Source organism: Paraburkholderia sp. JPY465 (genome assembly GCF_050436725.1).
Lineage (GTDB): Bacteria > Pseudomonadota > Gammaproteobacteria > Burkholderiales > Burkholderiaceae > Paraburkholderia > Paraburkholderia youngii.
In genome coordinates this window covers 2,848,043-2,871,016 of sequence record NZ_JBNDMT010000003.1, presented here as the reverse complement: position 1 = coordinate 2,871,016, position 22,974 = coordinate 2,848,043, and the positions used below count along the sequence as shown (strand labels likewise).

Below are 22,974 nucleotides of genomic sequence, written 5' to 3'. Positions count from 1 at the left end.
ACAAAAAATCAGCCGATTATTCTACCACCGGCCACACGCACGCCGGCACGGCGAATCGGCTTTGCGATCAACCGTTTAAAGGTCCGATGCGGGGCAAATCCAGCGGCCAGCGAAAGCAAATTGTAAGTTGTCCGCGTGCGGCATGGGCAGTCTTCAGCGGCATTCGCGTACCGGGCCGTCAGGACGACGGTTCGACGCCGCGCGACCGATCTTCGTGAAAGCGCTTGCGGAACGCGTCGAACAGCTTCGCCTCGATCGCATCGCGCATTTCCTGCATCAGTTCGAGGTAGTAGTGCAGGTTGTGGATCGTGTTCAGCTGCGCGCCGAGGATTTCGCCGACGCGATGCAGGTGGTGCAGATAGCCGCGCGTGAAGTTGCGGCAGGTGTAGCAGCCGCATTGCTCGTCGAGCGGGCGCAGCGAGTTCTTGTGCGTCGCGTTGCGGATCTTGATGTCGCCGAAGCGCGTGAACAGCCAGCCGTTGCGCGCGTTGCGCGTCGGCATCACGCAGTCGAACATGTCGACGCCGGCCGCGACGCCGGCCACCAGGTCTTCCGGCGTGCCGACGCCCATCAGGTAGTGCGGCTTGTTGGCCGGCAGCTTCGGGCCGATGTGGTTCAGGATCCGCATCATGTCTTCCTTCGGCTCGCCGACCGACAGACCGCCGATCGCGAGGCCGTGGAAGTTCTTCTCGGCGAGGCCGGCGAGCGACTCGTCGCGCAAGTCCTCGAACATGCCGCCCTGCACGATGCCGAAGAGGGCATTCGGATTGCCGAGGCGCTGGAATTCGTCGATCGAGCGCTGGGCCCAGCGCATCGACATGCGCATCGATTCGGCCGCGTCCTTGTGCGAGGTCGGGATGTTGTTGGTCGCGTACGGCGTGCATTCGTCGAACTGCATCACGATGTCGGAGTTCAGCACCTTCTGGATCTGCATCGACACTTCCGGCGACAGGAACAGCCGGTCGCCGTTGATCGGCGACGCGAACGTGACGCCGTCCTCGGTGATCTTGCGCAGATCGCCAAGCGAGAACACCTGGAAACCGCCCGAGTCGGTCAGGATCGGCTTCTTCCAGCCCATGAAGCCGTGCAGGCCGCCGTGCGCTTCGATCGTTTCGAGGCCGGGCCGCAGCCACAGGTGAAACGTATTGCCGAGGATGATCTGCGCGTGCATTTCGTCGAGCTCGCGCGGCTGGACCGCCTTCACGGTGCCATAGGTGCCGACCGGCATGAAGATCGGCGTCTCCACCACGCCGTGATTGAGCGTGACGCGGCCGCGGCGCGCGAGGCCGTCGGTGCCGAGCAGTTCGAATTTGAGGCCATTCTCCGGGCGCTCGTGGGCAGGATGCTGCGAGAGATGACCAAGGGTCATGGGGATTACTCCTGTGCTACCGGAAAACAGTCCGGCGCAATCAATGAAAACCGCCACGAGGGATCGCGGCGGTTGGGAAAACAGCCAATACGCTGATGCAGTGCTCGAACCGGCTTAGGCATCTCGCCGCGTCAGCAGCATCGCGTCACCGTAGCTGAAAAAGCGATAACGCTCGTCGATCGCGTGACGATACGCGGCGCGAACCGTCTCGACACCGGCGAACGCCGACACCAGCATCAGCAGCGTCGACTTCGGCAAATGGAAGTTCGTGACCAGCCGGTCGACCACGCGGAAGCGGTAGCCCGGCGTGATGAAGATGTCGGTTTCGGCGCTCGCCGCGGCGAGCGGATGGCCGGCCGCTTCGGCGTCGCGCGCGGCGGCTTCGAGCGCGCGCATCGAGGTCGTGCCGACCGCGATCACGCGGTTGCCGCGCGCTTTGGTCGCAGCAATCTTGTCCGCCAGCGCTTGCGGCAGGTGATACCACTCGCTGTGCATCTTGTGCTCGGCGATGTTCTCGACCCGCACCGGCTGGAACGTGCCCGCGCCAACGTGCAGCGTCAGCGTCGCGCGTTCGATGCCGAGGGCGTCGAGCCTCGCGAGCAGCGCGTCGTCGAAGTGCAGGCCGGCGGTCGGCGCGGCGACCGCGCCCGGGTTCTGCGCGTACACGGTCTGATAGCGGGTTTCGTCGGTCGCGTCGGGATCGTGCTCGATGTACGGCGGCAGCGGCAGACGGCCGTATTGCTCGATCAGCGTCAGGCAGTCGTCGGGGAAGTGCAGCGTGTAGAACTGGTCGACGCGCTCGCCGACGGTGACGTCGAACGCATCCGCGAGACGGATCGTCGTGCCCGCCTGCGGGCTCTTGCTCGCGCGGATCTGCGCAAGCACGCTGCGCTCGCCGGTCAGCCGCTCGACCAGCACTTCGACCTTGCCGCCGCTCGCTTTCTGGCCGAAGAAGCGCGCCTTCAGCACTTTGGTGTCATTGAAGACCAGCAGATCGCCCGGCGCGAGGCACTCCGGCAAGTCGGTAAAGCGGCGGTCGATCAGGCGCGCGGCGCCGTCGGCGGCGCCCGCGGCGTCCACGTCGAGCAGACGGCTTGCGCTGCGCTCGGGCAGCGCGACTTGCGCGATCAGCTCGGGCGGCAGATCGAAATCGAAATCGGAAAGCGTAAACATGCGAACGACTGGAAGCGGATTGGTACTGATTTGGGACTGAATTGAGCCGAAGCCGGAGCCGGGCGGCTATGATGGCGGGACGCCGAAGCGGCCCGCGTGCGCGTTGAGCCGCATCTTGCCCACGCTGGATGCGCGCAGAGCGGCACGTTTTTTTTCGACAGCAGCCGATATTGTACTTGCGAAGCAGCTCATGCCTTTGTCCGACCGCCGATCGTCCGTTGCCACCCTCGAAGCGGGCGCCGAACCGCGGCGCCGTGGTGCGCGAGCGGAGGCGGGCGACCGAGACGCAGAAGGCGGCGCGCAAGGCGGCATGATCGCCGCGGGCCAGGATGCCGGGCGCGACGGCGACCCCGCGAGCGACGACAAACCCGCCGCCAAAACCAAAGCCGCGGCGAAGGCCGCCGCCAAACCCGCAGCCAAAGCCCCCGTCAAAACCGCCGACAAGCTCGCCAAACTCGGCCTCACACGCGACATCGACCTCGTGCTGCATCTGCCGATGCGCTACGAAGACGAAACCTCGCTGACGCCGATCGGTCATCTGCTGCCCGGCGGTATCGCGCAAACCGAAGGCGTGGTGTTCGACAACGAGATCGCCTATCGCCCACGCAGGCAGCTGCTCGTGAAGCTGCGCGACGCCGACGGCGACGAACTGGTGCTCCGTTTTCTGAATTTCTACGGCTCGCAGGTCAAGCAGATGGCGGTCGGCGCGCGCCTGCGCGTGCGCGGCGACGTGCGCGGCGGCTTTTTCGGCATGGAGATGGTGCATCCGGCCGTGCGCGTCGTCGATGAAGACACGCCGCTGCCGCAGGCGCTGACACCGGTCTATCCGAGCACCGCAGGCGTGTCGCAGGCGTACCTGCGCAAGGCGATCGACAACGCGCTCGCGCGCACGTCGCTGCCGGAGCTGCTGCCCGCGCCGGTCGCACGCGCGTTTCTCGAACCGCTCGGCGTGCCGGCGCTGATGGACGCGGTGCGCACGCTCCATCATCCGGGCGTGCAGTCTGACGAAACAGCGTTGATCGACGGCACGCATCCGGCCTGGGTGCGCATCAAGTTCGAGGAGCTGCTCGCGCAGCAGATGTCGCTGAAGCGCGCGCACGACGAGCGGCGCAACCGCGCCGCGCCGGCGATGCCGCGCCGCAAGCTCGGTGACGACTCGGCGCTGGTCGCGCGTCTGTTGAAGGCGCTGCCGTTTTCGCTGACGGCCGCGCAGCAGCGCGTCGGCGGCGAGATCGCGCTCGATCTGACACAGCCGCATCCGATGCAGCGGCTGTTGCAGGGCGACGTCGGCAGCGGCAAGACGATCGTCGCGGCGCTCGCGGCCGCGCAGGCGATCGACGCCGGCTACCAGGCCGCGCTGATGGCGCCGACCGAAATCCTCGCCGAGCAGCACGCGCGCAAGTTGCGCGGCTGGCTCGAGCCGCTCGGCGTGAACGTCGCGTGGCTCGCGGGCAGTCTGAAGACGAAGGAGAAGCGCGCCGCGATCGAAGCGGCCGCGCTCGGCACCGCGCAGCTGGTGATCGGCACGCACGCGATCATTCAGGACGCGGTCGAGTTCGCGCGCCTCGGGCTCGTGATCGTCGACGAACAGCATCGTTTCGGCGTCGCGCAACGGCTCGCGCTGCGCGCGAAGGCTCAGGGCGCCGCCGACGGCGCGTCCGACTTCCAGCCGCATCAGCTGATGATGTCCGCGACGCCGATTCCGCGCACGCTCGCGATGACCTACTACGCAGACCTCGACGTCTCCACGATCGACGAACTGCCGCCGGGCCGCACGCCGATTCTCACGAAGCTCGTGTCCGACGCGCGCCGCGAAGAGGTGATCGGCCGCGTGCGCGAGGCGGCGCTGACGGGGCGCCAGGTGTATTGGGTGTGTCCCCTGATCGAGGAAAGCGAGACGTTGCAGCTGCAAACCGCGGTCGAGACCTACGAGACGCTCGTGGCCGCGCTGCCCGAGCTCAAAGTCGGGCTCGTGCACGGGCGCCTCGCGCCCGCCGAAAAGGCCACGGTGATGGACGCGTTCTCGCGCAACGAGATCCAGCTGCTGGTGGCGACCACGGTGATCGAGGTGGGCGTCGACGTGCCGAACGCGTCGCTGATGGTGATCGAGCACGCGGAGCGCTTCGGTCTCGCGCAGCTGCACCAGTTGCGCGGGCGGGTGGGGCGCGGCAGCGCCGCGTCGGTCTGCGTGCTGCTGTACACCGGACCGCTGTCGATGACCGCGCGCGCGCGCCTGCAAACGATGCGCGAAACCACCGACGGCTTCGAGATCGCCCGCCGCGACCTCGAAATCCGCGGGCCCGGCGAGTTCCTCGGCGCGCGGCAGTCGGGCGCGGCGATGCTGCGTTTCGCCGACCTGCAAAACGATCAGCACCTGATCGAGCCCGCGCGCGAAGCCGCCGCGATACTGCTGGACCAGTATCCGGACGTGGTCATCCAGCATCTGGCGCGCTGGCTCGGCGCGCGCGAGCAATTTCTGAAAGCCTGAGTGCGAGCCCTCCGCCACGAACGGAACGGCTAAAAGGTTGGCGAACCGACCCTATAGGTGTATAACTAGAACCTATCGAATCTATCGCACTGATTGATCCCCGAATGACGCTCACCGAATTGAAATACATCGTGGCGGTTGCGCGCGAGCGGCACTTCGGCCGGGCCGCCGAAGCGTGTTTCGTCAGCCAGCCCACGCTGTCCGTCGCCATCAAGAAGCTCGAAGACGAGCTGAACGTGCAGATTTTCGAGCGCGGCACCAGCGAGGTCAGCGTCACGCCGATCGGCGAACAGATCGTCACGCAGGCGCAACGCGTGCTGGAGCAGACGCTCGCGATCAAGGAAATCGCCAAGCAGGGCAAGGACCCGCTGGTCGGTCCGCTGCGCCTCGGCGTGATCTACACGATCGGACCCTACCTGCTGCCCACGCTCGTCAAGCAGATGATCCAGCGCGTGCCGCAGATGCCGCTGATGCTGCAGGAAAATTACACGCTGAAGCTGATCGAACTGCTCAAGCAGGGCGAAATCGACGTCGCGATCATGGCGTTGCCGTTTCCCGAAACCGGTTTGATGCTGCGTCCGCTGTACGACGAGCCGTTCGTCGTCGCATTGCCGTCCGGTCACGCGTGGGAAGGCCGCTCGAAGATCGACCCCGATGATCTGAAGCAGGAAACCATGCTGCTGCTCGGCAGCGGCCACTGCTTCCGCGATCATGTGCTAGGCGTGTGCCCCGAGCTGATGCGCTTTTCGCAGAATGCGGACGGTATCCAGAAGACCTTCGAGGGCTCGTCGCTCGAGACGATTCGTCATATGGTCGCGAGCGGCGTCGGCATTACCGTGCTGCCGCGCATGTCGGTGCACGAGGTCAAGCCGCATGCGGGCGGTATCGACGCGGGCCTGCTCAGCTATGTCGCGTTCGACGAGCCGGTACCCGATCGCCGCGTCGTGCTGGCATGGCGCAAGAGCTTCACGCGGATGCCCGCGATCGATGCGATCTGCGAGGCAATCGCCGCGTGCGAACTGCCGGGCGTCAAAAAACTCGATCTGCCCGCTGCCGTCAACTGACGTGCCATCCCGCGCAGCCGCGCCGCACAACGGCGCGGCCTGCCGCGAAAAAGGGCGCGAGCTCTATCGAATAGATTAAATTAATCAAATACGAATATTCGATAGTTATTGCTATAGTTTCCTCCATGGATCGCCCGATCCCCTTATTCGATAAGGCTCAGGAGGAAAACATCATGCAAGCGGTTTCTCAGCCCATCCACGCTTTTCCCGCCCAACCGATCATCACGGCCGTCGCGCCGAGTATCCGCACGGTCGCGATGTCGTTGCTGGTCGACCGGGTGCTGGCCGCCTGACGTGCCTACCCATGACGGCGTCCGTCCCGCACGGATGCCGCGCGATTTCCTCTGATCCAATAAAACCACGCAGGAGTGCCAATGTCCGAACGTAAGCTCACCAATGCCGCCGGCGCGCCCGTCGCCGATAACCAGAACTCGATGACCGCCGGCCCGCGCGGCCCGGTCGTGCTTCAAGATGTCTGGCTGCTCGAAAAGCTCGCGCACTTCGATCGCGAAGTGATTCCCGAGCGTCGCGTTCACGCGAAGGGTTCGGGCGCGTTCGGCACACTGACGGTCACGCACGACATCTCGCGCTACACGAAGGCGAAGGTATTCGCGCAGGTCGGCAAGGAAACGCAGCTTTTCATGCGCTTTTCGACGGTGGCCGGCGAGCGTGGCGCGGCCGACGCCGAGCGCGACGTGCGCGGCTTCTCGATCAAGTTCTACACCGAGGAAGGCAACTGGGACGTGGTCGGCAACAACACGCCGGTGTTCTTCATCCGCGATCCGCTGAAGTTTCCGGACTTCATTCATACGCAGAAGCGTGATCCGTACACGAACCTGCGCAGCAACGTCGCCGCGTGGGATTTCTGGTCGCGTCATCCGGAGTCGCTGCATCAGGTGACGATTCTGATGAGCGATCGAGGGATTCCGAAGAACTACCGGCAGATGCACGGCTTCGGCTCGCACACGTACTCGTTCATCAACGCGAACAATGAGCGTTTCTGGGTCAAGTTCCACTTCAAGTCGCAGCAGGGCATCGAGAACTTCACCGACGCCGAAGCCGCGCAGGTGGTCGCCAATGACCGCGAAAGCGCGCAGCGCGATCTGGTGAACAGCATCGACGCGGGCAACTTCCCGAAGTGGCGCTTCGCGATTCAGGTGATGCCCGAAGCGGATGCGGCGAACTACCGCTTCAACCCGTTCGACATCACGAAGGTGTGGTCGCAGAAGGACTATCCTTTGATCGACGTCGGCACGATCGAGTTGAACCGCAACGCGGCGAACTATTTCGCGGACGTCGAGCAGGCGGCGTTCACGCCGGCGAACGTGGTGCCGGGCATCGGCTTTTCGCCTGACCGTCTGTTGCAGGGGCGTCTGTTCTCGTACGGCGATACGCAGCGTTACCGGCTCGGCATCAATCATCACCAGATTCCGGTGAATGCGCCGCGCGTGCCGAACCCGCATTCGTTCCATCGCGACGGCGCGATGCGCACCGACGGCAATCTCGGCGGCAACGTGAATTACGAGCCGAATCGCTTCGGCGACTTCGCGCAGGACGCGAACGCATCGGAGCCACCGCTCGCGGCGGGCGCGGTCGCGCGTTACGAGCATCGCGAGGACGACGACTACTACACGCAGCCGCGCATGCTGTTCGCGCTGTTCGACGACGCGCAGCGTCAGCGTCTGTTCGGCAATATCGCGCGACATATCAACGGTGTGCCGCGGGAGATCATCGCGCGCCAGATCGAGCATTTCCGCCGCGCCGATCCGGCTTACGCGGAAGGTGTGATCGCGGCGCTCGCCGCGTTGCAGGAAGGCAGAAACCGCTAGGCGTCCAGTACGCGGCCCATGGCAACGCAGTAGCACAGTAATCGACGGCGCAGCGCGTTGCTGCGGCCGTCACGAGACGAACCGGGAGTACGATCATGATTCAGATGATGATGGCAAGCATCGGCGGTCCGACCGCCACGCCGAGCATGCAGGCGCAACGGCAGGTGTTGATGTTGCGCAAGGCGATGGGCGTTGCGATCGTCGCGAGCGGCTTTGCGGTAATCGCCGCGCAGGCGTTGCAACACGCGCTGCGCGGCTGAGCGCAGTACCGCCAGGATGGCGGCGCGGCAAGGCTCCCGAGCACGCCTTGAGCGAAGCTTGCGGCAATTCACGCTACACTGTCGAACGGTTTTATTCGTGTTTCCGCAGACCGTCATCTGCCGACCGGTTCGTATCACTCTTCGAAGGAGTCATCATGGCCAAGAAAGAAGCCGCAGCAGCCGTACAGCACGTCAACATCGGGATCAGCGACAAGGATCGCAAGAAGATCGCCGAAGGGTTGTCGCGTTTGCTCGCCGATACCTACACGCTGTACCTGAAGACCCACAACTTCCACTGGAACGTCACGGGTCCGATGTTCAACACGCTGCATCTGATGTTCGAAACGCAGTACAACGAACTCGCGCTCGCAGTCGACTCGATCGCCGAACGTATCCGCGCATTGGGCGTGCATGCGCCGGGCACCTACAAGGATTTCGCGAAGCTGTCGTCGATTCCTGAAGCGGACGGCGTGCCGGCCGCGGAAGACATGATCCGCCAGCTGGTCGAAGGCCAGGAAGCGGTGGTGCGCACCGCGCGCGCGATCTTCCCGGCGACGGAAGCCGCCAACGACGAGCCGACCGCCGACCTGCTCACGCAACGCATGCAGACGCACGAAAAGACCGCGTGGATGCTGCGCTCGCTGCTCGCGTGATTTGGCGCGGCTAAGCCGGCCGAGTCACGTTCGAATGCAGGTGCGGGCAACAGCCGCGCCGTGATAGAAACGCACAAGCCTCCCTGTACGGGAGGCTTTGTTTTTTGCGCCGCCGCCGCGTGATGCAGGAGTGCGAGCGCCAGCCACTTCGATACCCGGCCAGATGAATTCAGAGCCGCCGTGCGCTTCCCGTAAAATAGGCGCACCGTGTTCGCACTTCACCGAATTCGTCCCATGTTCGCCCGACTTCCCCTGTATCTGCGCCTCGTGCGCATGGACAAGCCGATCGGCAGCCTGCTGCTGCTGTGGCCGACGCTCAACGCGCTATGGATCGCTTCCGGCGGTCATCCGTCGTGGCAATTGCTGGTGATCTTCACGCTCGGCACGGTGCTGATGCGCTCAGCCGGCTGCGCGATCAACGACTACGCGGACCGCGATTTCGATCGCCACGTGAAGCGCACCGAAAACCGGCCGATCACGTCGGGCAAGATCAATGCGTGGGAAGCGGTCGTGCTGGCCACCGTGCTGTCGCTGATCGCGTTTCTGCTGATCCAGCCGCTCAATGCGTTGACCAAGGAGTTGTCGGTGGTCGCGCTGTTCGTCGCCGGCACGTATCCGTTCATGAAGCGCTTCTTCGCGATTCCGCAGGCGTATCTGGGCATCGCGTTCGGCTTCGGCATTCCGATGGCGTTCGCCGCGGTGCTGGATCACGTGCCGCTGCTCGCATGGGTGATGCTGGTCGCGAACATCTTCTGGGCCGTTGCATACGACACCGAATACGCGATGGTCGATCGCGACGACGACATCAAGATCGGCATCCGCACGTCGGCGCTGACCTTCGGTCGCTTCGACGTGGCCGCGGTCATGCTGTGTTATGCGGTGACGCTGGGGATTTACGTCGGCATCGGCCTGACGCTCGGGTTTGGTCTGCTGTACTGGCTTGGCTGGGCGGTCGCGGTGGGTTGCGCGATCTATCACTACACGCTGATCCGCAATCGCGAGCGGATGCCGTGCTTTGCCGCGTTCCGTCACAACAACTGGCTCGGCGGCGCGTTGTTCGCGGGGATCGCCGCGCATTACGCGGTGACTTCGTTTTAATTCGCGCCAGCGAGTTTCTGGCTTCACGCCGCTGCTGCATCTGCACGCCGTAGGCGCCTGCCCTGAATGGAAAAGGGCAGACGCGCTACGGCGTTTTTGTTTCCGCTATTTGCTGTCGACGCCGATTCGCATTACTGCTTGCCGAACTCGTCGCCCATCTCGCGCGCCCGCGCGTCCGCGGCCAGCGCGCCGCGCACGATCGCATCCTTGATGCCGCTCGCGTCGAACGAGGCGAGCGCTGCCGCGGTCGTGCCGCCTTTCGAGGTCACGCGTTCGCGCAGCACGCTCGGCGGCTCGTCGGAATTGGCCGCGAGTTGCGCGGCGCCCGTGAAGGTCGCGACCGCAAGCGCGCGGCCCTGCGCTTCGTCCATACCGAGCTGGCGCGCGGCTTCCTGCAGCGCTTCGATGAAATAGAACACGTAGGCCGGCCCGCTGCCCGAGATCGCGGTCACAGCGTCGATCTTCGCTTCATCGTCGAACCAGACGTTTTCGCCGACCGCGCCGAGCACCTGCGACGCGAGCGCGCGGCCCGCTTCGTCGACGCTGCCGCTGGCGACGAGACCCGTCACGCCCATGCCGATCAGCGCCGGCGTATTCGGCATCACGCGCACGATGCGGCTGTGGCCATTCAGCCAGCGCGACATGTCGCCGATGCGGATGCCCGCGACGATGCTGACGATCAGTTGCGACGCGCGCAGATGCGGCGCCAGCGTCTCGGCGACGCTCTTCAGGATCTGCGGCTTCACCGCGAGCACGACCGCGTCGTAGTCGGCGAGCGTGCCGTCGGCGGCCGCGCCGGTGCGGATGCCGAATTGCTGCTCGTTGCGCCTGCGCGCGTCTTCGTTCGGATCGATCGCGTACAGGTCCGCGGGCGCGGTGCCCCGCTTGATGAGGCCGCCGATCAACGCCGCGGCCATGTTGCCGCCGCCGATAAACGCAATTTTCATGATGGTCCGGATAGGTTCAGATGAGATGCGGTGAGGACTTCGCGCAGCCAGGTTCGCGCAAGGCCCATGGAAAAGCTCAGCGCGAATAGTCGCGCGCGCCGAAGATCGCGGTGCCGACGCGCACGATCGTCGCGCCTTCGAGCACGGCTGCTTCGAGATCGGCCGACATGCCCATCGACAGCGTATCGAGCTCGAGCCCGTCGTTACGCAAGCGCTCGAACAACTCGCGCAATTGGCGATGCGGCGCGCGTTGCGCGTCGAGATCGCCGGCCGGTTCCGGAATCGACATCAGTCCGCGCAGGTTCAGCTTCGGCAGTGCGGCGATCTGGTGCGCGATGGCGGCCGCCTCATCGGGCGCAACGCCGCTCTTCGACGCCTCGCCGCTGACGTTGACCTGCAGGCAGACGTTGAGCGGCGGCAGGTTGTCGGGGCGCTGCTCCGACAGACGCTGCGCGATCTTCAGCCGATCGACCGAATGCACCCAGTCGAAATGCTCGGCAACGGGGCGCGTCTTGTTCGATTGCAGCGGCCCGATGAAATGCCATTCGAGCGACGCGCGCAGATCGGCGAGCGTCTGCATCTTGTCGAGCGCTTCCTGCACGTAGTTCTCGCCGAATGCGCGCTGACCGGCCGCATGCGCGGCGCGCACGGCATCGGCGGGAAACGTCTTCGAGACCGCGAGCAGCATCACGGACTGCGCATCGCGGCCGGCCGCTTGCGCGGCCCAGGCGATGCGCTCGTGCACGTCGGCGAGATTGTGAGCGAAGTGATCGGCGAAACGGTGAGGCAGATCGGACATGGAGCGAACCGGTGTTCAGCGAAGACGATGCCCCGATTATACGGACAGCATGTGCTCGACCAATTCGATCCAGTGCGCGACCGGCGTCGACGTGCCGCTTTGCAGATGCGCGATGCAACCGACGTTCGCCGATACGATCACCTGCGGTTCCTGCGCCTGCAAACGCTCGAGCTTCTGGTCGCGCAGCGCGTACGACAGGCGCGGCTGCAGCAGCGAGTAGGTGCCGGCCGAGCCGCAGCACAGATGGCTGTCGGCGGGCAGGCGCACTTCGAGGCCGAGCGCGCCGAGCAGTTGCTCGACCTTGCCGTGGATCTGCTGGCCATGCTGCAGCGTGCAGGGCGGATGGAACGCGACCGTGTGCACCGAGCGGCGGCGCGTGATCGCGACGAGCTGCTCTTCGAACTCGGGCAGGATTTCGGAGACGTCGCGCGTCAACTCGACGATGCGGCGCGCCTTCTCCGCATACTCTGGATCGAGGCGCAGCAGGTGCGCGTATTCCTTGACCGTCGCACCGCAGCCCGACGCGTTCATCACGATCGCTTCAACGCCCTGTTCGACGTAGGGCCACCATGCGTCGATGTTCGCGCGCACGTCGTCGAGTGCTTCGTCGTTGTAGCCGAGGTGCAGGCGGATCGCGCCGCAGCAGCCGGCTTCGGGCGCGATCAGCGTTTCGATACCGAGCGCGTCGAACACGCGCGCGGTCGCGATGTTGACGTTCGGCATCATCGACGGTTGCACGCAGCCCGCGAGCATCAGCACCTTGCGTTCGTGTGTCGCGCTCGGCCATTCGAGCGGGCGTTGACGCGCGGGCACCTTGTCGCGCAGCTTCTTCGGCAGCAGGCCGCGCACGTGCTGGCCCAGCCGCATCGCGGGCGTGAAGATCGCGCTGTTCGGCAGCACGCTCGCGAGCAGCCGCCGCATCAGCCGCTGATTGAGCGGACGCGTGACCTTCTCTTCGGTAAGCTTGCGGCCGATCTCGACGAGCCGCCCGTATTGCACGCCGGACGGGCAGGTCGTTTCGCAGTTGCGGCAGGTGAGGCAGCGGTCCAGGTGAACCTGGGTGCTGCGCGTGACCGGCGCGCCTTCGACCATCTGCTTGATCAGATAGATGCGCCCGCGCGGACCGTCGAGCTCGTCGCCGAGCAGTTGATAGGTCGGGCAGGTGGCCGTGCAGAAACCGCAATGCACGCATTTGCGCAGGATGGCGTCGGCTTCGTTGCCATCGGGGGTATTGCGAATGAAGTCCGCGAGGTTGGTTTGCATCGCGTCACTCAGAAGTCGGGGTAGAGACGGCCGCGGTTGAAGATGCGGGCCGGGTCGAATGCATGTTTGAGGCCGCGATGGATTTTCATTAACGGCGCGGGCAGCGGTGTGAATACGCCGGCGCTGCGGTCGTAGCCGTGGCCGCTGCGGAAAATGGTTGCGTGGCCGCCGGCCTGCTTCGCGCTGATGCGCACGGTTTGCGCGTCGGTGTCGGTGATCCACCAGCGCTGGCCGCCGCCCCATTCCATCAGTTGCGCGCCGGGCAGTTGCAGCGGCTCGGTGATCGACGGCAACGCGAGACGCCACAGCGCGGCCTTCGGCGGAATGCTCGCAAAGAACGAGTCGGTCTGTTCGCGCAGGCCGCCCCAGAAGCGCTCGGCTTCGACCGCATCGACGACTTCGCCGCCGAGCCCGGTGCGCGCGGCCTTGACCGCGGCCTCCGCGCCGCCCAGGCGCACCGCGAGCGTGCCGTTGCGCCATGCGCTCGCGGTGATCGGCAGCGGCCGGCCGCCCCATTCGTTGAGCTTGCGTACCGCGTCGGTGCCATTCATGTCGAACTTCAGCGTGGCTTCGGCCTGCGCGCGCGGCAGCACTTTGACCGACAGCTCGAGGATCAGCCCGAGCGTGCCGAGCGAGCCCGCGAGCAGCCGCGACACGTCGTAACCGGCGACGTTCTTGACGACCTGGCCGCCGAAATGCAGCACCTGGCCCTGGCCGTTCATCACGACGGCGCCGAGCACGAAGTCGCGCGCGGCGCCGACGGCTGGCCGGCGCGGCCCCGAAATGCCCGCGGCGATGCAGCCGCCGAAGGTGGCCTGCGGTCCGAAGTGCGGCGGCTCGAACGCCAGCATCTGGTCGTGCTCGGCGAGCGCGGCTTCGATTTCCAGCAGCGGGGTTCCCGCGCGCGCGGTGATCACGAGCTCGGCCGGATCGTACGCGATGATGCCGCGATAGGCGCGCGTGTCGAGGATCTCACCTTCCAGCGTCTGGCCATACCAGTCCTTGGTGCCTCCGCCACGGATGCGCACCCCGCGTCCCTCGGCGCTGGCCGAGCGCACGCGTTCGGACCATACGGCGACGATGTCGTCCTCTTCCATGGTGTCCTGCTCGTTGTGTTTCGTTTGATTGTACCGGGCGGCGGCTCGCTGGCAAGCCGGAGCACACCCGCATGACGGGGTGCGGCATCGGTCTGAAGGGGACGGCGCAAAGCGCCGCGCACGCCGCGCCCGCACCGGCGCGGGCGCGGCGAACAGTGGCTGCGCGATGCAAACGCGAGCCGCTAGAAGCGCGGCAGCTCGGGATGCGGCAGCAGCCCGCCGCGCACGTGCATCTTGCCGTATTCGGCACAGCGCGCCCGGGTCGGAATGCCCTTGTCGGGATTCAACAGACCGGGCGCGTCGAATGCTCGCTTGACCGCGTGGAACGTGTCGCGCTCCTCGGGCGAGAACTGCACGCACATCGAATTGATCTTCTCGATGCCGACGCCATGCTCGCCCGTCACGGTGCCGCCGAGCTCGACGCAAGCTTCGAGGATGTCGCTACCGAACAACTCGGCGCGATGCCACTCGTCCTGGTCGTTGCCGTTGAACAGGATCAGCGGATGCATATTGCCGTCGCCGGCATGGAACACGTTGATGCAGCGTAGCTGGTAGGTTTTCTCCATCTCCTCGATGCGCGCGAGCAGCGGACCGATACTGCGGCGCGGCACGGTGCCGTCCATGCAGTAGTAGTCCGGCGAGATGCGGCCTGCGGCCGGAAACGCGTTCTTGCGCCCGGACCAGAAGCGCAGGCGCTCGGCTTCCGTGCGCGAAATCTGGATACGCGTCGCACCATGCTCGCGCAGCACCGCGGTCATGCGCACGATCTCGGCCGCGACTTCCTCGGGCGTGCCGTCCGATTCGCACAGCAGGATCGCCGCCGCGTCGAGATCGTAGCCCGCGTTGACGAACTCCTCGACCGCGCGCGTGGCGGGCTTGTCCATCATCTCGAGGCCGGCCGGGATGATGCCCGCCGCGATGATGCCGGCAACGGCGTCGCCGCCTTTGACCACATCGTCGAAGCTGGCCATGATGACCTGCGCCGTTTGCGGCTTCGGGATCAGCTTGACGGTGACCTCGGTGACGATCGCGAACATGCCCTCGCTGCCGATCAGCACCGCGAGCAGATCGAGCCCCGGCGCGTCAGGCGCGAGCGAGCCGAATTCGACGATCTCGCCGTCCATCGTCACCGCGCGCACGCGCAGCACGTTGTGCACGGTGAGGCCGTACTTCAGGCAATGCACGCCGCCCGAATTCTCGGACACGTTGCCGCCGATCGTGCAGGCAATCTGCGACGACGGATCCGGCGCGTAGTAGAGGCCATACGGCGCCGCGGCCTCGGAGATCGCGAGGTTGCGCACGCCCGGCTGCACGGTCGCAATGCGCGCATACGGGTCGACCTCGACGATCTTGCGAAAGCGCGCGAGCGACACCACGACGCCGTGCCGAATCGGCATTGCGCCGCCGGACAGCCCGGTGCCCGCGCCGCGCGGCACGATGGGCACATCGAGGCGATGGCAGATCTGCACGATGCGCTGCACTTGCGATTCGGTTTCCGGCAACGCGACTGCGAGCGGCAGACGCCGGTACGCGGCGAGGCCGTCGCAGTCGTACGCGACGGTATCTTCCTCGCGATAGAGCAGACAGTGGCTCGGCAACACGGCCATCAGCGCCTGCACGACTTCGCGCTGACGCTGCGCGAGGACTTCGGCGGACAGTTCAGCGGGTGCGTTCATGTGAGTTGTCTCCTCGTGGCTTGCGCCGGTCCGGCTTCCAGGTTCGAGCCGGCTGTTTCGTGCGGCCTGCTTCGCGTCACTTGCGTGTTCGGGCCGGCGGCTTGTCGCTGCCGGCCTTCGCGATGTCGATCAGGCCGCCGCCCAGGCGAAAATCTTGCCCGGGTTCATCAGATTGCGCGGGTCGAGCGCGTGCTTGATGGAGCGCATCGTGTCGACCGCGACGTCGCCGTGCTCCTCGAGCAGAAAGCCCATCTTGTGCAGGCCGACGCCATGCTCGCCGGTGCAGGTGCCGTCCATGCGCAGCGCGCGCTGCACGATGCGATGGTTCAGGCGTTCGGCTTCTTCGAGCTCTTCGGGCTTGTCCGGATCGATCAGGATCGCGACGTGGAAATTGCCGTCGCCGACATGGCCGACGATCGGGCACGGCAGCGGCGACGCCAACAGATCCTGCTCCGTTTCAACCACGCACTCCGCCAGACGCGAGATCGGCACGCAGACGTCGGTGGTCACCGCGCGCGAGCCGGGCTTCAGTTGCAGCATCGCGAAATAGGCGTTGTGACGCGCGTTCCACAGGCGGCTGCGGTCTTCGGGGCGCGTTGCCCACTCGAAGCCTTCGCCGGCATTCTGCGCGGCGATTTCCTGCACGAGTTCGGCCTGTTCCTTGACGCCGGCCTCGGTGCCGTGAAATTCAAAGAACAATGTGGGCGCTTCGCGCAGCGTCAGATTCGAATGGCGATTGATCGAGCGGATCGCCAGCGAATCGACGAACTCGACGCGCGCGATCGGCACACCGATCTGGATCGTCTCGATGACCGCGCGCACCGCATCGCCCATCGACGGGAACGTGCACACAGCGGCCGACACCGCCTCCGGCTGCGGATAGAGGCGCAGCGTGATTTCGGTGATCACGCCGAGCGTGCCTTCCGAGCCGACGAACAGTCGCGTGAGGTCGTACCCTGCCGACGATTTGCGCGCGCGCGAGCCGGTCTTGATCACGCGGCCATCGGCGAGCACGACCGTCAAGCCGAGCACGTTCTCGCGCATCGTGCCGTAGCGCACGGCGTTGGTACCCGACGCGCGGGTCGCCGACATGCCGCCGATGCTCGCGTCCGCGCCCGGGTCGATCGGGAAGAACAGGCCGGTGTCGCGCAGCGCTTCGTTCAGTTGCTTGCGCGAGATGCCGGGCTCGACGGTGACGGTCAGGTCTTCGGCGTTGATCGACAACACCCGGTTCATCTCCGACAGATCGATCGACACGCCGCCTTGCACGGCAAGCAGATGTCCTTCGAGCGACGAGCCATTGCCGTACGGAATGATCGGCACGTCGAACTCGCCGCACAGCTTGACGGCGGTTTGCACGTCTTCGGTCGTACGCGCGAAGACGACGGCGTCAGGCAGTTGCGGATCGAACGGCGATTCGTCGCGGCCGTGGTGCGCACGCACGGCTTCGGCAACGGAGACCCGATCGCCGAAAGCGGCTTTGAGCTGGTTCAGCAATTCGGCGGGAAACGGCCGGCGTAGCGGTGCCGGCGGTACGGGATGGTTCACGCATGTCTCCTATCGAGCGGAGTTGGCGCTTCAACGCTTACTCCGGTCCGATGAAAGTTTCTGTAGGTAACAGCCTGTTTGCAGCAGCTGTTTCATTTTACGCCGTTCGCTCCGCCAGGAGGCGCTGGGCCGGCTTGCGCTCATATAATGGCGGCGACTTCGCGATGCGTGCAATATGGACAAACGTGGTGGCCGCATCGTCACTGAAAGCAAGGAGACATCATGGGCAATCGCCTCAGCAAGATCGCCACTCGCACCGGCGACGACGGCACCACCGGTCTCGGCGACGGCCGCCGTGTGCGCAAGGACAGCGCCCGAATTGCCGCGATCGGTGACGTCGACGAACTCAATTCGAACCTCGGCGTGCTGTTGTGCGAGAACCTGCCCGAGAACGTACGCGCGGCGCTGGTCGCAATCCAGCACGATCTGTTCGATCTGGGTGGCGAGCTGTGTATTCCCGGTCATACGATGATCACCGAGCGGCATCTCGCTCAGCTCGACGGCTGGCTCGCCGACTACAACGCCACGCTGCCGCCGTTGAAGGAATTCATTCTGCCGGGCGGTTCGCGCGCGGCTGCGCTCGCGCATGTGTGCCGTACCGTTTGCCGTCGAGCGGAGCGTGCGATCGTCGCGCTTGGCGAACACGAGACGCTGAACGCGGCGCCGCGTCAGTACGTGAACCGGCTGTCCGATCTGCTGTTCGTGCTGGCGCGCGTGCTCAATCGCGCGGACGGCGGCACCGACGTGCTGTGGCAGCACGATCGCGGCGCGCCTTGAGCGGCGACGCGCATGCGCGTATAGATAGTCACTGAGCTTTGCACGAGCCGACGCTCAACCGACCGCGAGCGTGACCGGCTTGCCGATGCGGCTCAGCATTTCAACGAGCGTGTCGATCGTGAACTTGGTGGTTTTCTTGTTGACCACGTCTGACACGCGCGGGCGCGACACCATCAGAATTTCGGCCGCTTCGGCCTGCTTCAGATGATGCTGTTCGATCCACGTGGACAGCTCGGTCATCAATTGTTCCTTGAGCAGCCGCGTGTCGTTGATCTGCTTTTGCGACGCCGCGTGAAGGCGCTTCGCTTCCTCGGCGGAAAAACCGAGTTCGAGGAACACGTTCGCGCCGGCTCGCGTTACGTGACGAATGTTGGTGTCGATCGTCATGGCTGGGGGTCCTGTAATGAGTGATGGCGCGATAGCGCGTTTCGGCAATTTTTCTGTCGCGCGGCCCGAGCTTCTGCGTTTTCTTCTGAAAGCAATGCAGCACGTACAGCGCTTCGGCGTATTTGGTCACGACATCACGCGAAAAATGCCGTCCTCGTCCTGATACGAATTTCGCGCGTTCCCGCGCCGATAGACTCGAACGGTTTCCAGTCGTCAGGGTCGAGTCCTGACTGAATCTTGTGAAGCTGAAACCCGGCGAGACGACGCGCTTCATTGGGAAAAGCAAGCAAATCACGGTAGCTGGAGCCTAACCAGCGAATTTCTTTTTCCTGCTCCATCGCCACCTCATGTCAGCGAATTTCTTTTTCCTGCTCCATCGCCACCTCATGTATAAAATCTTATACGCCTTCTTCAACCCGGTCAAGTCGTGCAAGCGACAAGGCAACGAGCTATGACGATAGCGAGGCGTCCGGCTTCGCACCATTCGTCCGAATGGCCAATAAAAAACCCGGTTCGAAATCGAACCGGGATTTGTACGGACTACCGACAAGCCCCCGCGGTGGCGGCGGGGCAGGCGTTCAGTTGCCGCTGCCGCGCGCGACGCGGCGTTGCTTGACCGCTTCGGCAAGGCCTTCGAGCACAGCGACGCTTTCGTCCCAGCCGATGCATGCATCGGTAATGCTCTGGCCGTACGTGAGCTGGCAGCCTTCCTGCAGATCCTGGCGACCCGCGACGAGGTGCGACTCCACCATCACGCCAACGATCCGCTCGTCGCCCGCGGCGATCTGACGGCCCACGTCCGCGCACACCGGAATCTGGTTTTCGTGCTTCTTCGAGCTGTTCGCATGGCTCGCGTCGATCATCAGACGCGCGGCGAGACCGGCCTTGCCGATGTCCGCACAGGCTGCGTTGACGCTGTCGGCGTCGTAGTTCGGCGTTTTGCCGCCGCGCAGAATGACGTGGCAGTCCTCATTACCCGCGGTCGATACGATCGCCGAGTGCCCGCCCTTGGTGACCGACAGGAAGTGGTGCGGCTGCGAGGCGGCCTTGATTGCGTCGACGGCGATTTTCACGTTGCCGTCCGTGCCGTTCTTGAAGCCGACCGGGCACGACAGTCCCGAAGCCAGCTCGCGGTGCACCTGCGATTCGGTCGTGCGCGCGCCGATCGCCCCCCACGAGATCAGATCCGCGATGTACTGCGGGCTGATCATGTCGAGGTACTCGGTGCCGGCCGGCAGGCCCAGTTCGTTGATACGCAGCAGCAGCTCGCGCGCGGTGCGCAGGCCTTCGTTGATCTTGAAGCTGTTGTCCATATGCGGGTCGTTGATAAGACCCTTCCAGCCCACCGTCGTGCGCGGCTTTTCGAAGTACACGCGCATCACGACTTCGAGCTCGCCGGCAAAGCGCTTGCGCTGCTCGATCAGACGCCCCGCATATTCGATCGCGGCCTTCGGATCGTGAATCGAGCACGGGCCGATCACGACGATCAGACGGTCGTCCATGCCGTGCAGAATGCGATGCATCGCGGTGCGCGATTCGTAGATCACGTTGGACACCGTCTCGTCGCAAGCAAACTCGCGGATCAGGTGAGCGGGCGGCGTGAGTTCCTTCAATTCGCGGATGCGGACATCATCGGTGTTGTGCGGGGGCATGTGGTTCTCCTGAATCGGTTCGTAGCGTGTTCGCGTGAGTCAAATAGGTATCGAAAAGCGTGAGGCGAAAAAAAACCGCCAGGCTAGCTGGCGGTTTTTCGGGAATTCTCGGTGTCCTGCGTGCACTAACACCCCTCTCGATCCGCCAGCGGTCTGAGATACCAAAAAAAGTAAAAATAAAACGTGGCGGACATGGCGAAGTGAATGCGTCGCTGGTCAAAAAAGGGTGAGTGACTTTATAACCCGGTACAGGCTCGGCTGACAAGCCGGGACGTCGAAAAATGCGGAAACACCGCACGCTTCGCGCTTTGTGTGCGCGAAGCGTGCATCCGCGCAGCAATCAGGCCGTGCCGCCGACCGTCATCTTCTCGATGCGCAGCGTCGGCTGACCAACGCCCACTGGCACGCTCTGGCCTTCCTTGCCGCAAACGCCGACGCCCGAATCGAGCTTCATGTCGTTGCCGATCATCGTGATGTACTTCAGCGATTCCGGGCCGCTGCCGATCAGCGTCGCCCCCTTGACCGGATACGTGATCTTGCCGTTCTCGATCATGTACGCCTCGGAGGCCGAGAACACGAACTTGCCGTTCGTGATGTCGACCTGACCGCCGCCGAAGTTCACCGCATACAGGCCGTTTTTCACGGACGCGAGGATTTCCTGCGGGTCCTTGTCGCCGTTAAGCATGTACGTGTTGGTCATGCGCGGCATCGGCAGCGCCGCGTACGATTCGCGCCGCGCGTTGCCGGTGACCGGCATCTTCATCAGACGCGCGTTCAGCGTGTCCTGGATGTAGCCCTTCAGGATGCCGTCCTCGATCAGCGTCGTGCACTGGGTCGGATTGCCTTCGTCGTCGATATTGAGCGAGCCGCGGCGGTTCGGCAGCGTGCCGTCGTCGACCACGGTGACGCCCTTCGCGGCGACCTGCTCGCCGATGCGTCCCGCGAATGCCGACGAGCCTTTGCGGTTGAAGTCGCCCTCGAGCCCGTGACCGATCGCTTCGTGCAGCAGCACGCCGGGCCAGCCCGGGCCGAGCACGACGGTCATTGCGCCGGCCGGCGCCGGACGCGCATCCAGATTGACGAGGGCCGCGTGCACCGCATCGTCGACATAGCGCGACAGCACTTCATCGGTGAAATAGCCGTAGTCGAAACGCCCGCCGCCGCCGCCGCTGCCGATTTCGCGGCGGCCGTTCTGCTCGGCGATTACGGTGACCGACACGCGCACGAGCGGCCGGATGTCGGCCGCGAAGCCGCCGTCGCTGCGCGCGACCAGCACCACGTCGTACTCGCCGGCCAAGCCCGCCATCACCTGCTGGATGCGCGGATCGCGGCCGCGCGCCATTTGCTCGATGCGCTCGAGCAGCTTGACCTTCGCGGTGGCGTCGAGCGAATGCAGCGGGTCGGACGGCAGGTACAGATCGCGTCCGGCGATGCCGGTCAGCGACGACGCCACCTTGATCTTCTGCTTGCCGCCGCCCGCCTTGGCGATTGCGCGCGTGGCGATGGCCGCCTGGCGGATCGCTTCGGGTGACAGGTCGTCCGAATAGGCGAACGCGGTACGGTCGCCCGACACGGCGCGCACGCCGACGCCCTGGTCGATGCTGAAGCTGCCCGATTTCACGATGCCTTCTTCGAGGCTCCACGCTTCGCTGCGGGTGGTCTGGAAGTACAGGTCCGTGTAGTCGACGCGGTGCGTGAAGATTTCGGCGAGCGTGCGCGTGAGCAGCGACTCGTCGAGACCATAGGGCGTGAGGAGGATGTCCTTGGCGGCGGCGAGATTACGGATACCGGGTTCGATGATGTTCATGCGAAGTATGTTCTGCTCGATACGAAGGGGTCGGGGAGCGCCTGCGTCGGTATATGCGTGGCAGGCGCGGCAGTTTCAATGTCGGTTTCAGGTCAGCACGCGATGACGCCATGCCGGCAGGCTCTGCCGCACTTCGTCGATGCGCGCGCGTTCGAGGTTGCCCGCGACCACGCCGGCGCCCTCGTCGCGCACCGCGACGATCTCGCCCCACGGGTCGATCAGCATGCTGTGGCCCCAGGTGCGGCGGCCGTTTTCATGTTTGCCGCCTTGCGCCGCGGCGAGCACGTAGCACTGGTTTTCGATCGCGCGGGTGCGCAGCAGCAGCTCCCAATGCGCGCGGCCGGTCGTGTAGGTGAACGCGGACGGCACCACGATCAGCGCGCAGTCTCCCATGCGCCGGTACAGCTCGGGAAAGCGCAGATCGTAGCAGACCGACAGGCCGACCCGGCCGAAGGGCGCCTCGAAGCTTTGCACCGAGCTGCCGGGGCGGATGGTGCGAGCTTCGTCGAACGATTCATCGCCTTTTTCGAAGTTGAACAGATGGATCTTGTCGTAGCGCGCGGCCTCATTGCCGAGCGGGTCGAACACCAGCGTCGTGTTCAGCACGCGCGACGCCTCCGGCGCGTTCAGCGGCAGGGTGCCGCCGATCACCCAAAGCTGGTGGCGGCGCGCGGCGTCGGCGAGAAAGCGCTGGATCGGGCCATCCCGATGCGGCTCGCGCACGGCGAGCTTGTCGGTGTCCTTGAAGCCCATGAAACAGAAATACTCGGGGAGCAGCACGAGCTGCGCGCCGTCGGCGGCGGCTTCGGCGATCAGGCGCTCTGCGTCGGCGAGATTGCGATCGCGATCCGGCGTGCTGACCATCTGCAGCGCGGCGACCCGGAAGGGGCTGGCGACAGGGCCGCTGGACGTTGCGGCGGATGCGGACGATGTGACGTGTGTTTCGCTCATGAGCGTGTCGAAAGACTCCCGGCGGGCGGCGGTATGAGGCGCGGGCACCGCATGGTTCTGGGCTGGCTCGGCCCCGTTGGCGCATCGAGTCGGCGGAGCGGCACGAGCGGCCGCGTGGAACGAGACAGCGGCGCCA

General features: G+C 65.1%; 19 protein-coding genes and 1 pseudogene. 7 read left to right on the top strand and 13 right to left on the bottom strand.

The features are described from left to right. Nucleotides 1-178: 178 nt before the first annotated feature. Together tgt and queA are read right to left on the bottom strand one after the other, a co-directional pair. On the bottom strand, nt 179-1,369 hold the full coding sequence (gene tgt / locus QFZ94_RS27875; protein ID WP_368587619.1) for a tRNA guanosine(34) transglycosylase Tgt: 1,191 nt from the start codon (nt 1,367-1,369) through the stop codon (nt 179-181). A gap of 114 nt (nt 1,370-1,483) precedes the next feature. Next, entirely contained in the window at nt 1,484-2,542 is a 1,059-nt protein-coding gene (gene queA, locus QFZ94_RS27870; protein ID WP_429460874.1) for a tRNA preQ1(34) S-adenosylmethionine ribosyltransferase-isomerase QueA, read from the bottom strand. A 190-nt stretch (nt 2,543-2,732) separates the two neighbouring features. On the opposite strand from queA, the gene recG reads away from it, so the two are divergent. The 6 genes from recG (at nt 2,733) to ubiA (ending at nt 9,934) form a co-directional block, all read left to right on the top strand. Further along, entirely contained in the window at nt 2,733-5,030 is a 2,298-nt protein-coding gene (recG, locus tag QFZ94_RS27865) for an ATP-dependent DNA helicase RecG (RefSeq protein WP_429460872.1), read from the top strand. Nucleotides 5,031-5,134: 104 nt separating this feature from the next. Next, complete coding sequence (locus tag QFZ94_RS27860) at nt 5,135-6,094, top strand: LysR substrate-binding domain-containing protein (protein WP_013088477.1); 960 nt, start codon at nt 5,135-5,137, stop codon at nt 6,092-6,094. A 374-nt stretch (nt 6,095-6,468) separates the two neighbouring features. Beyond that, nucleotides 6,469-7,923 (top strand): catalase, encoded by a 1,455-nt coding sequence (locus tag QFZ94_RS27855; RefSeq protein WP_429460870.1) that lies wholly within the window; start codon nt 6,469-6,471, stop codon nt 7,921-7,923. A gap of 95 nt (nt 7,924-8,018) precedes the next feature. Further along, a complete protein-coding gene (locus QFZ94_RS27850; RefSeq protein WP_410848122.1) occupies nt 8,019-8,183 on the top strand; it encodes a hypothetical protein in 165 nt (54 codons plus the stop codon). 155 nt (nt 8,184-8,338) lie between these two features. Next, nucleotides 8,339-8,836, top strand: a complete 498-nt coding sequence (locus QFZ94_RS27845; protein WP_018431894.1) for a Dps family protein — start codon at nt 8,339-8,341, stop codon at nt 8,834-8,836. A gap of 234 nt (nt 8,837-9,070) precedes the next feature. After that, the gene (ubiA, locus tag QFZ94_RS27840) at nt 9,071-9,934 is read left to right on the top strand and encodes a 4-hydroxybenzoate octaprenyltransferase (RefSeq protein ID WP_176109515.1); all 864 of its coding nucleotides are present in this window, start codon (nt 9,071-9,073) and stop codon (nt 9,932-9,934) included. 131 nt (nt 9,935-10,065) lie between these two features. On the opposite strand, the gene proC is transcribed toward ubiA, so the two are convergent. The 6 genes from proC to QFZ94_RS27810 form a co-directional block, all read right to left on the bottom strand. After that, nucleotides 10,066-10,881 (bottom strand): pyrroline-5-carboxylate reductase, encoded by an 816-nt coding sequence (proC, locus tag QFZ94_RS27835; RefSeq protein ID WP_429460867.1) that lies wholly within the window; start codon nt 10,879-10,881, stop codon nt 10,066-10,068. A 76-nt stretch (nt 10,882-10,957) separates the two neighbouring features. Then, nucleotides 10,958-11,680 (bottom strand): YggS family pyridoxal phosphate-dependent enzyme, encoded by a 723-nt coding sequence (locus QFZ94_RS27830; protein ID WP_429460865.1) that lies wholly within the window; start codon nt 11,678-11,680, stop codon nt 10,958-10,960. 36 nt (nt 11,681-11,716) lie between these two features. After that, nucleotides 11,717-12,943, bottom strand: coding sequence for a glycolate oxidase subunit GlcF (gene glcF, locus QFZ94_RS27825; RefSeq protein ID WP_368585442.1), 1,227 nt, complete (start codon nt 12,941-12,943; stop codon nt 11,717-11,719). An 8-nt stretch (nt 12,944-12,951) separates the two neighbouring features. Beyond that, nucleotides 12,952-14,040: a glycolate oxidase subunit GlcE gene (glcE, locus tag QFZ94_RS27820; RefSeq protein ID WP_410848118.1), complete on the bottom strand. Its 1,089-nt coding sequence runs from the start codon at nt 14,038-14,040 to the stop codon at nt 12,952-12,954. Nucleotides 14,041-14,222: 182 nt separating this feature from the next. Beyond that, nucleotides 14,223-15,716 (bottom strand): FAD-linked oxidase C-terminal domain-containing protein, encoded by a 1,494-nt coding sequence (locus QFZ94_RS27815; RefSeq protein WP_368594687.1) that lies wholly within the window; start codon nt 15,714-15,716, stop codon nt 14,223-14,225. Between the two features lie 129 nt (nt 15,717-15,845). Further along, nucleotides 15,846-17,264 (bottom strand): FAD-linked oxidase C-terminal domain-containing protein, encoded by a 1,419-nt coding sequence (locus QFZ94_RS27810; protein WP_410848116.1) that lies wholly within the window; start codon nt 17,262-17,264, stop codon nt 15,846-15,848. 222 nt (nt 17,265-17,486) lie between these two features. Here QFZ94_RS27810 and QFZ94_RS27805 point away from each other — a divergent pair, with 222 nt between their 5' ends. Next, entirely contained in the window at nt 17,487-18,041 is a 555-nt protein-coding gene (locus QFZ94_RS27805) for a cob(I)yrinic acid a,c-diamide adenosyltransferase (protein ID WP_368585438.1), read from the top strand. Nucleotides 18,042-18,095: 54 nt separating this feature from the next. Here QFZ94_RS27805 and QFZ94_RS27800 read toward each other — a convergent pair whose 3' ends face one another. From QFZ94_RS27800 to QFZ94_RS27780, 5 genes and pseudogenes are all read right to left on the bottom strand, one after another. Then, nucleotides 18,096-18,428 carry a helix-turn-helix domain-containing protein gene (locus tag QFZ94_RS27800; RefSeq protein WP_008923434.1) on the bottom strand — a complete coding sequence of 111 codons (333 nt, stop codon included), beginning with the start codon at nt 18,426-18,428 and terminating at the stop codon, nt 18,096-18,098. 7 nt (nt 18,429-18,435) lie between these two features. Next, nucleotides 18,436-18,766: pseudogene (locus QFZ94_RS27795) on the bottom strand (type II toxin-antitoxin system RelE/ParE family toxin); the annotation flags it as partial. Nucleotides 18,767-19,006: 240 nt separating this feature from the next. Further along, entirely contained in the window at nt 19,007-20,080 is a 1,074-nt protein-coding gene (aroG, locus tag QFZ94_RS27790) for a 3-deoxy-7-phosphoheptulonate synthase AroG (RefSeq protein ID WP_368585436.1), read from the bottom strand. Between the two features lie 340 nt (nt 20,081-20,420). Further along, complete coding sequence (tldD, locus tag QFZ94_RS27785) at nt 20,421-21,887, bottom strand: metalloprotease TldD (RefSeq protein WP_429460861.1); 1,467 nt, start codon at nt 21,885-21,887, stop codon at nt 20,421-20,423. Between the two features lie 87 nt (nt 21,888-21,974). Further along, complete coding sequence (locus QFZ94_RS27780; protein WP_429460859.1) at nt 21,975-22,838, bottom strand: carbon-nitrogen hydrolase family protein; 864 nt, start codon at nt 22,836-22,838, stop codon at nt 21,975-21,977. Between the last annotated feature and the right edge of the window lie 136 nt (nt 22,839-22,974).

Bases quoted from the DNA above. Each gene is read 5' to 3' on its own strand.
- tgt (WP_368587619.1), bottom strand. From the start codon at position 1,369: ATGACCCTTGGTCATCTCTCGCAGCATCCTGCCCACGAGCGCCCGGAG.
- queA (WP_429460874.1), bottom strand. From the start codon at position 2,542: ATGTTTACGCTTTCCGATTTCGATTTCGATCTGCCGCCCGAGCTGATC.
- recG (WP_429460872.1), top strand. From the start codon at position 2,733: ATGCCTTTGTCCGACCGCCGATCGTCCGTTGCCACCCTCGAAGCGGGC.
- QFZ94_RS27860 (WP_013088477.1), top strand. From the start codon at position 5,135: ATGACGCTCACCGAATTGAAATACATCGTGGCGGTTGCGCGCGAGCGG.
- QFZ94_RS27855 (WP_429460870.1), top strand. From the start codon at position 6,469: ATGTCCGAACGTAAGCTCACCAATGCCGCCGGCGCGCCCGTCGCCGAT.
- QFZ94_RS27850 (WP_410848122.1), top strand. From the start codon at position 8,019: ATGATTCAGATGATGATGGCAAGCATCGGCGGTCCGACCGCCACGCCG.
- QFZ94_RS27845 (WP_018431894.1), top strand. From the start codon at position 8,339: ATGGCCAAGAAAGAAGCCGCAGCAGCCGTACAGCACGTCAACATCGGG.
- ubiA (WP_176109515.1), top strand. From the start codon at position 9,071: ATGTTCGCCCGACTTCCCCTGTATCTGCGCCTCGTGCGCATGGACAAG.
- proC (WP_429460867.1), bottom strand. From the start codon at position 10,881: ATGAAAATTGCGTTTATCGGCGGCGGCAACATGGCCGCGGCGTTGATC.
- QFZ94_RS27830 (WP_429460865.1), bottom strand. From the start codon at position 11,680: ATGTCCGATCTGCCTCACCGTTTCGCCGATCACTTCGCTCACAATCTC.
- glcF (WP_368585442.1), bottom strand. From the start codon at position 12,943: ATGCAAACCAACCTCGCGGACTTCATTCGCAATACCCCCGATGGCAAC.
- glcE (WP_410848118.1), bottom strand. From the start codon at position 14,040: ATGGAAGAGGACGACATCGTCGCCGTATGGTCCGAACGCGTGCGCTCG.
- QFZ94_RS27815 (WP_368594687.1), bottom strand. From the start codon at position 15,716: ATGAACGCACCCGCTGAACTGTCCGCCGAAGTCCTCGCGCAGCGTCAG.
- QFZ94_RS27805 (WP_368585438.1), top strand. From the start codon at position 17,487: ATGGGCAATCGCCTCAGCAAGATCGCCACTCGCACCGGCGACGACGGC.
- QFZ94_RS27800 (WP_008923434.1), bottom strand. From the start codon at position 18,428: ATGACGATCGACACCAACATTCGTCACGTAACGCGAGCCGGCGCGAAC.
- aroG (WP_368585436.1), bottom strand. From the start codon at position 20,080: ATGCCCCCGCACAACACCGATGATGTCCGCATCCGCGAATTGAAGGAA.
- tldD (WP_429460861.1), bottom strand. From the start codon at position 21,887: ATGAACATCATCGAACCCGGTATCCGTAATCTCGCCGCCGCCAAGGAC.
- QFZ94_RS27780 (WP_429460859.1), bottom strand. From the start codon at position 22,838: ATGAGCGAAACACACGTCACATCGTCCGCATCCGCCGCAACGTCCAGC.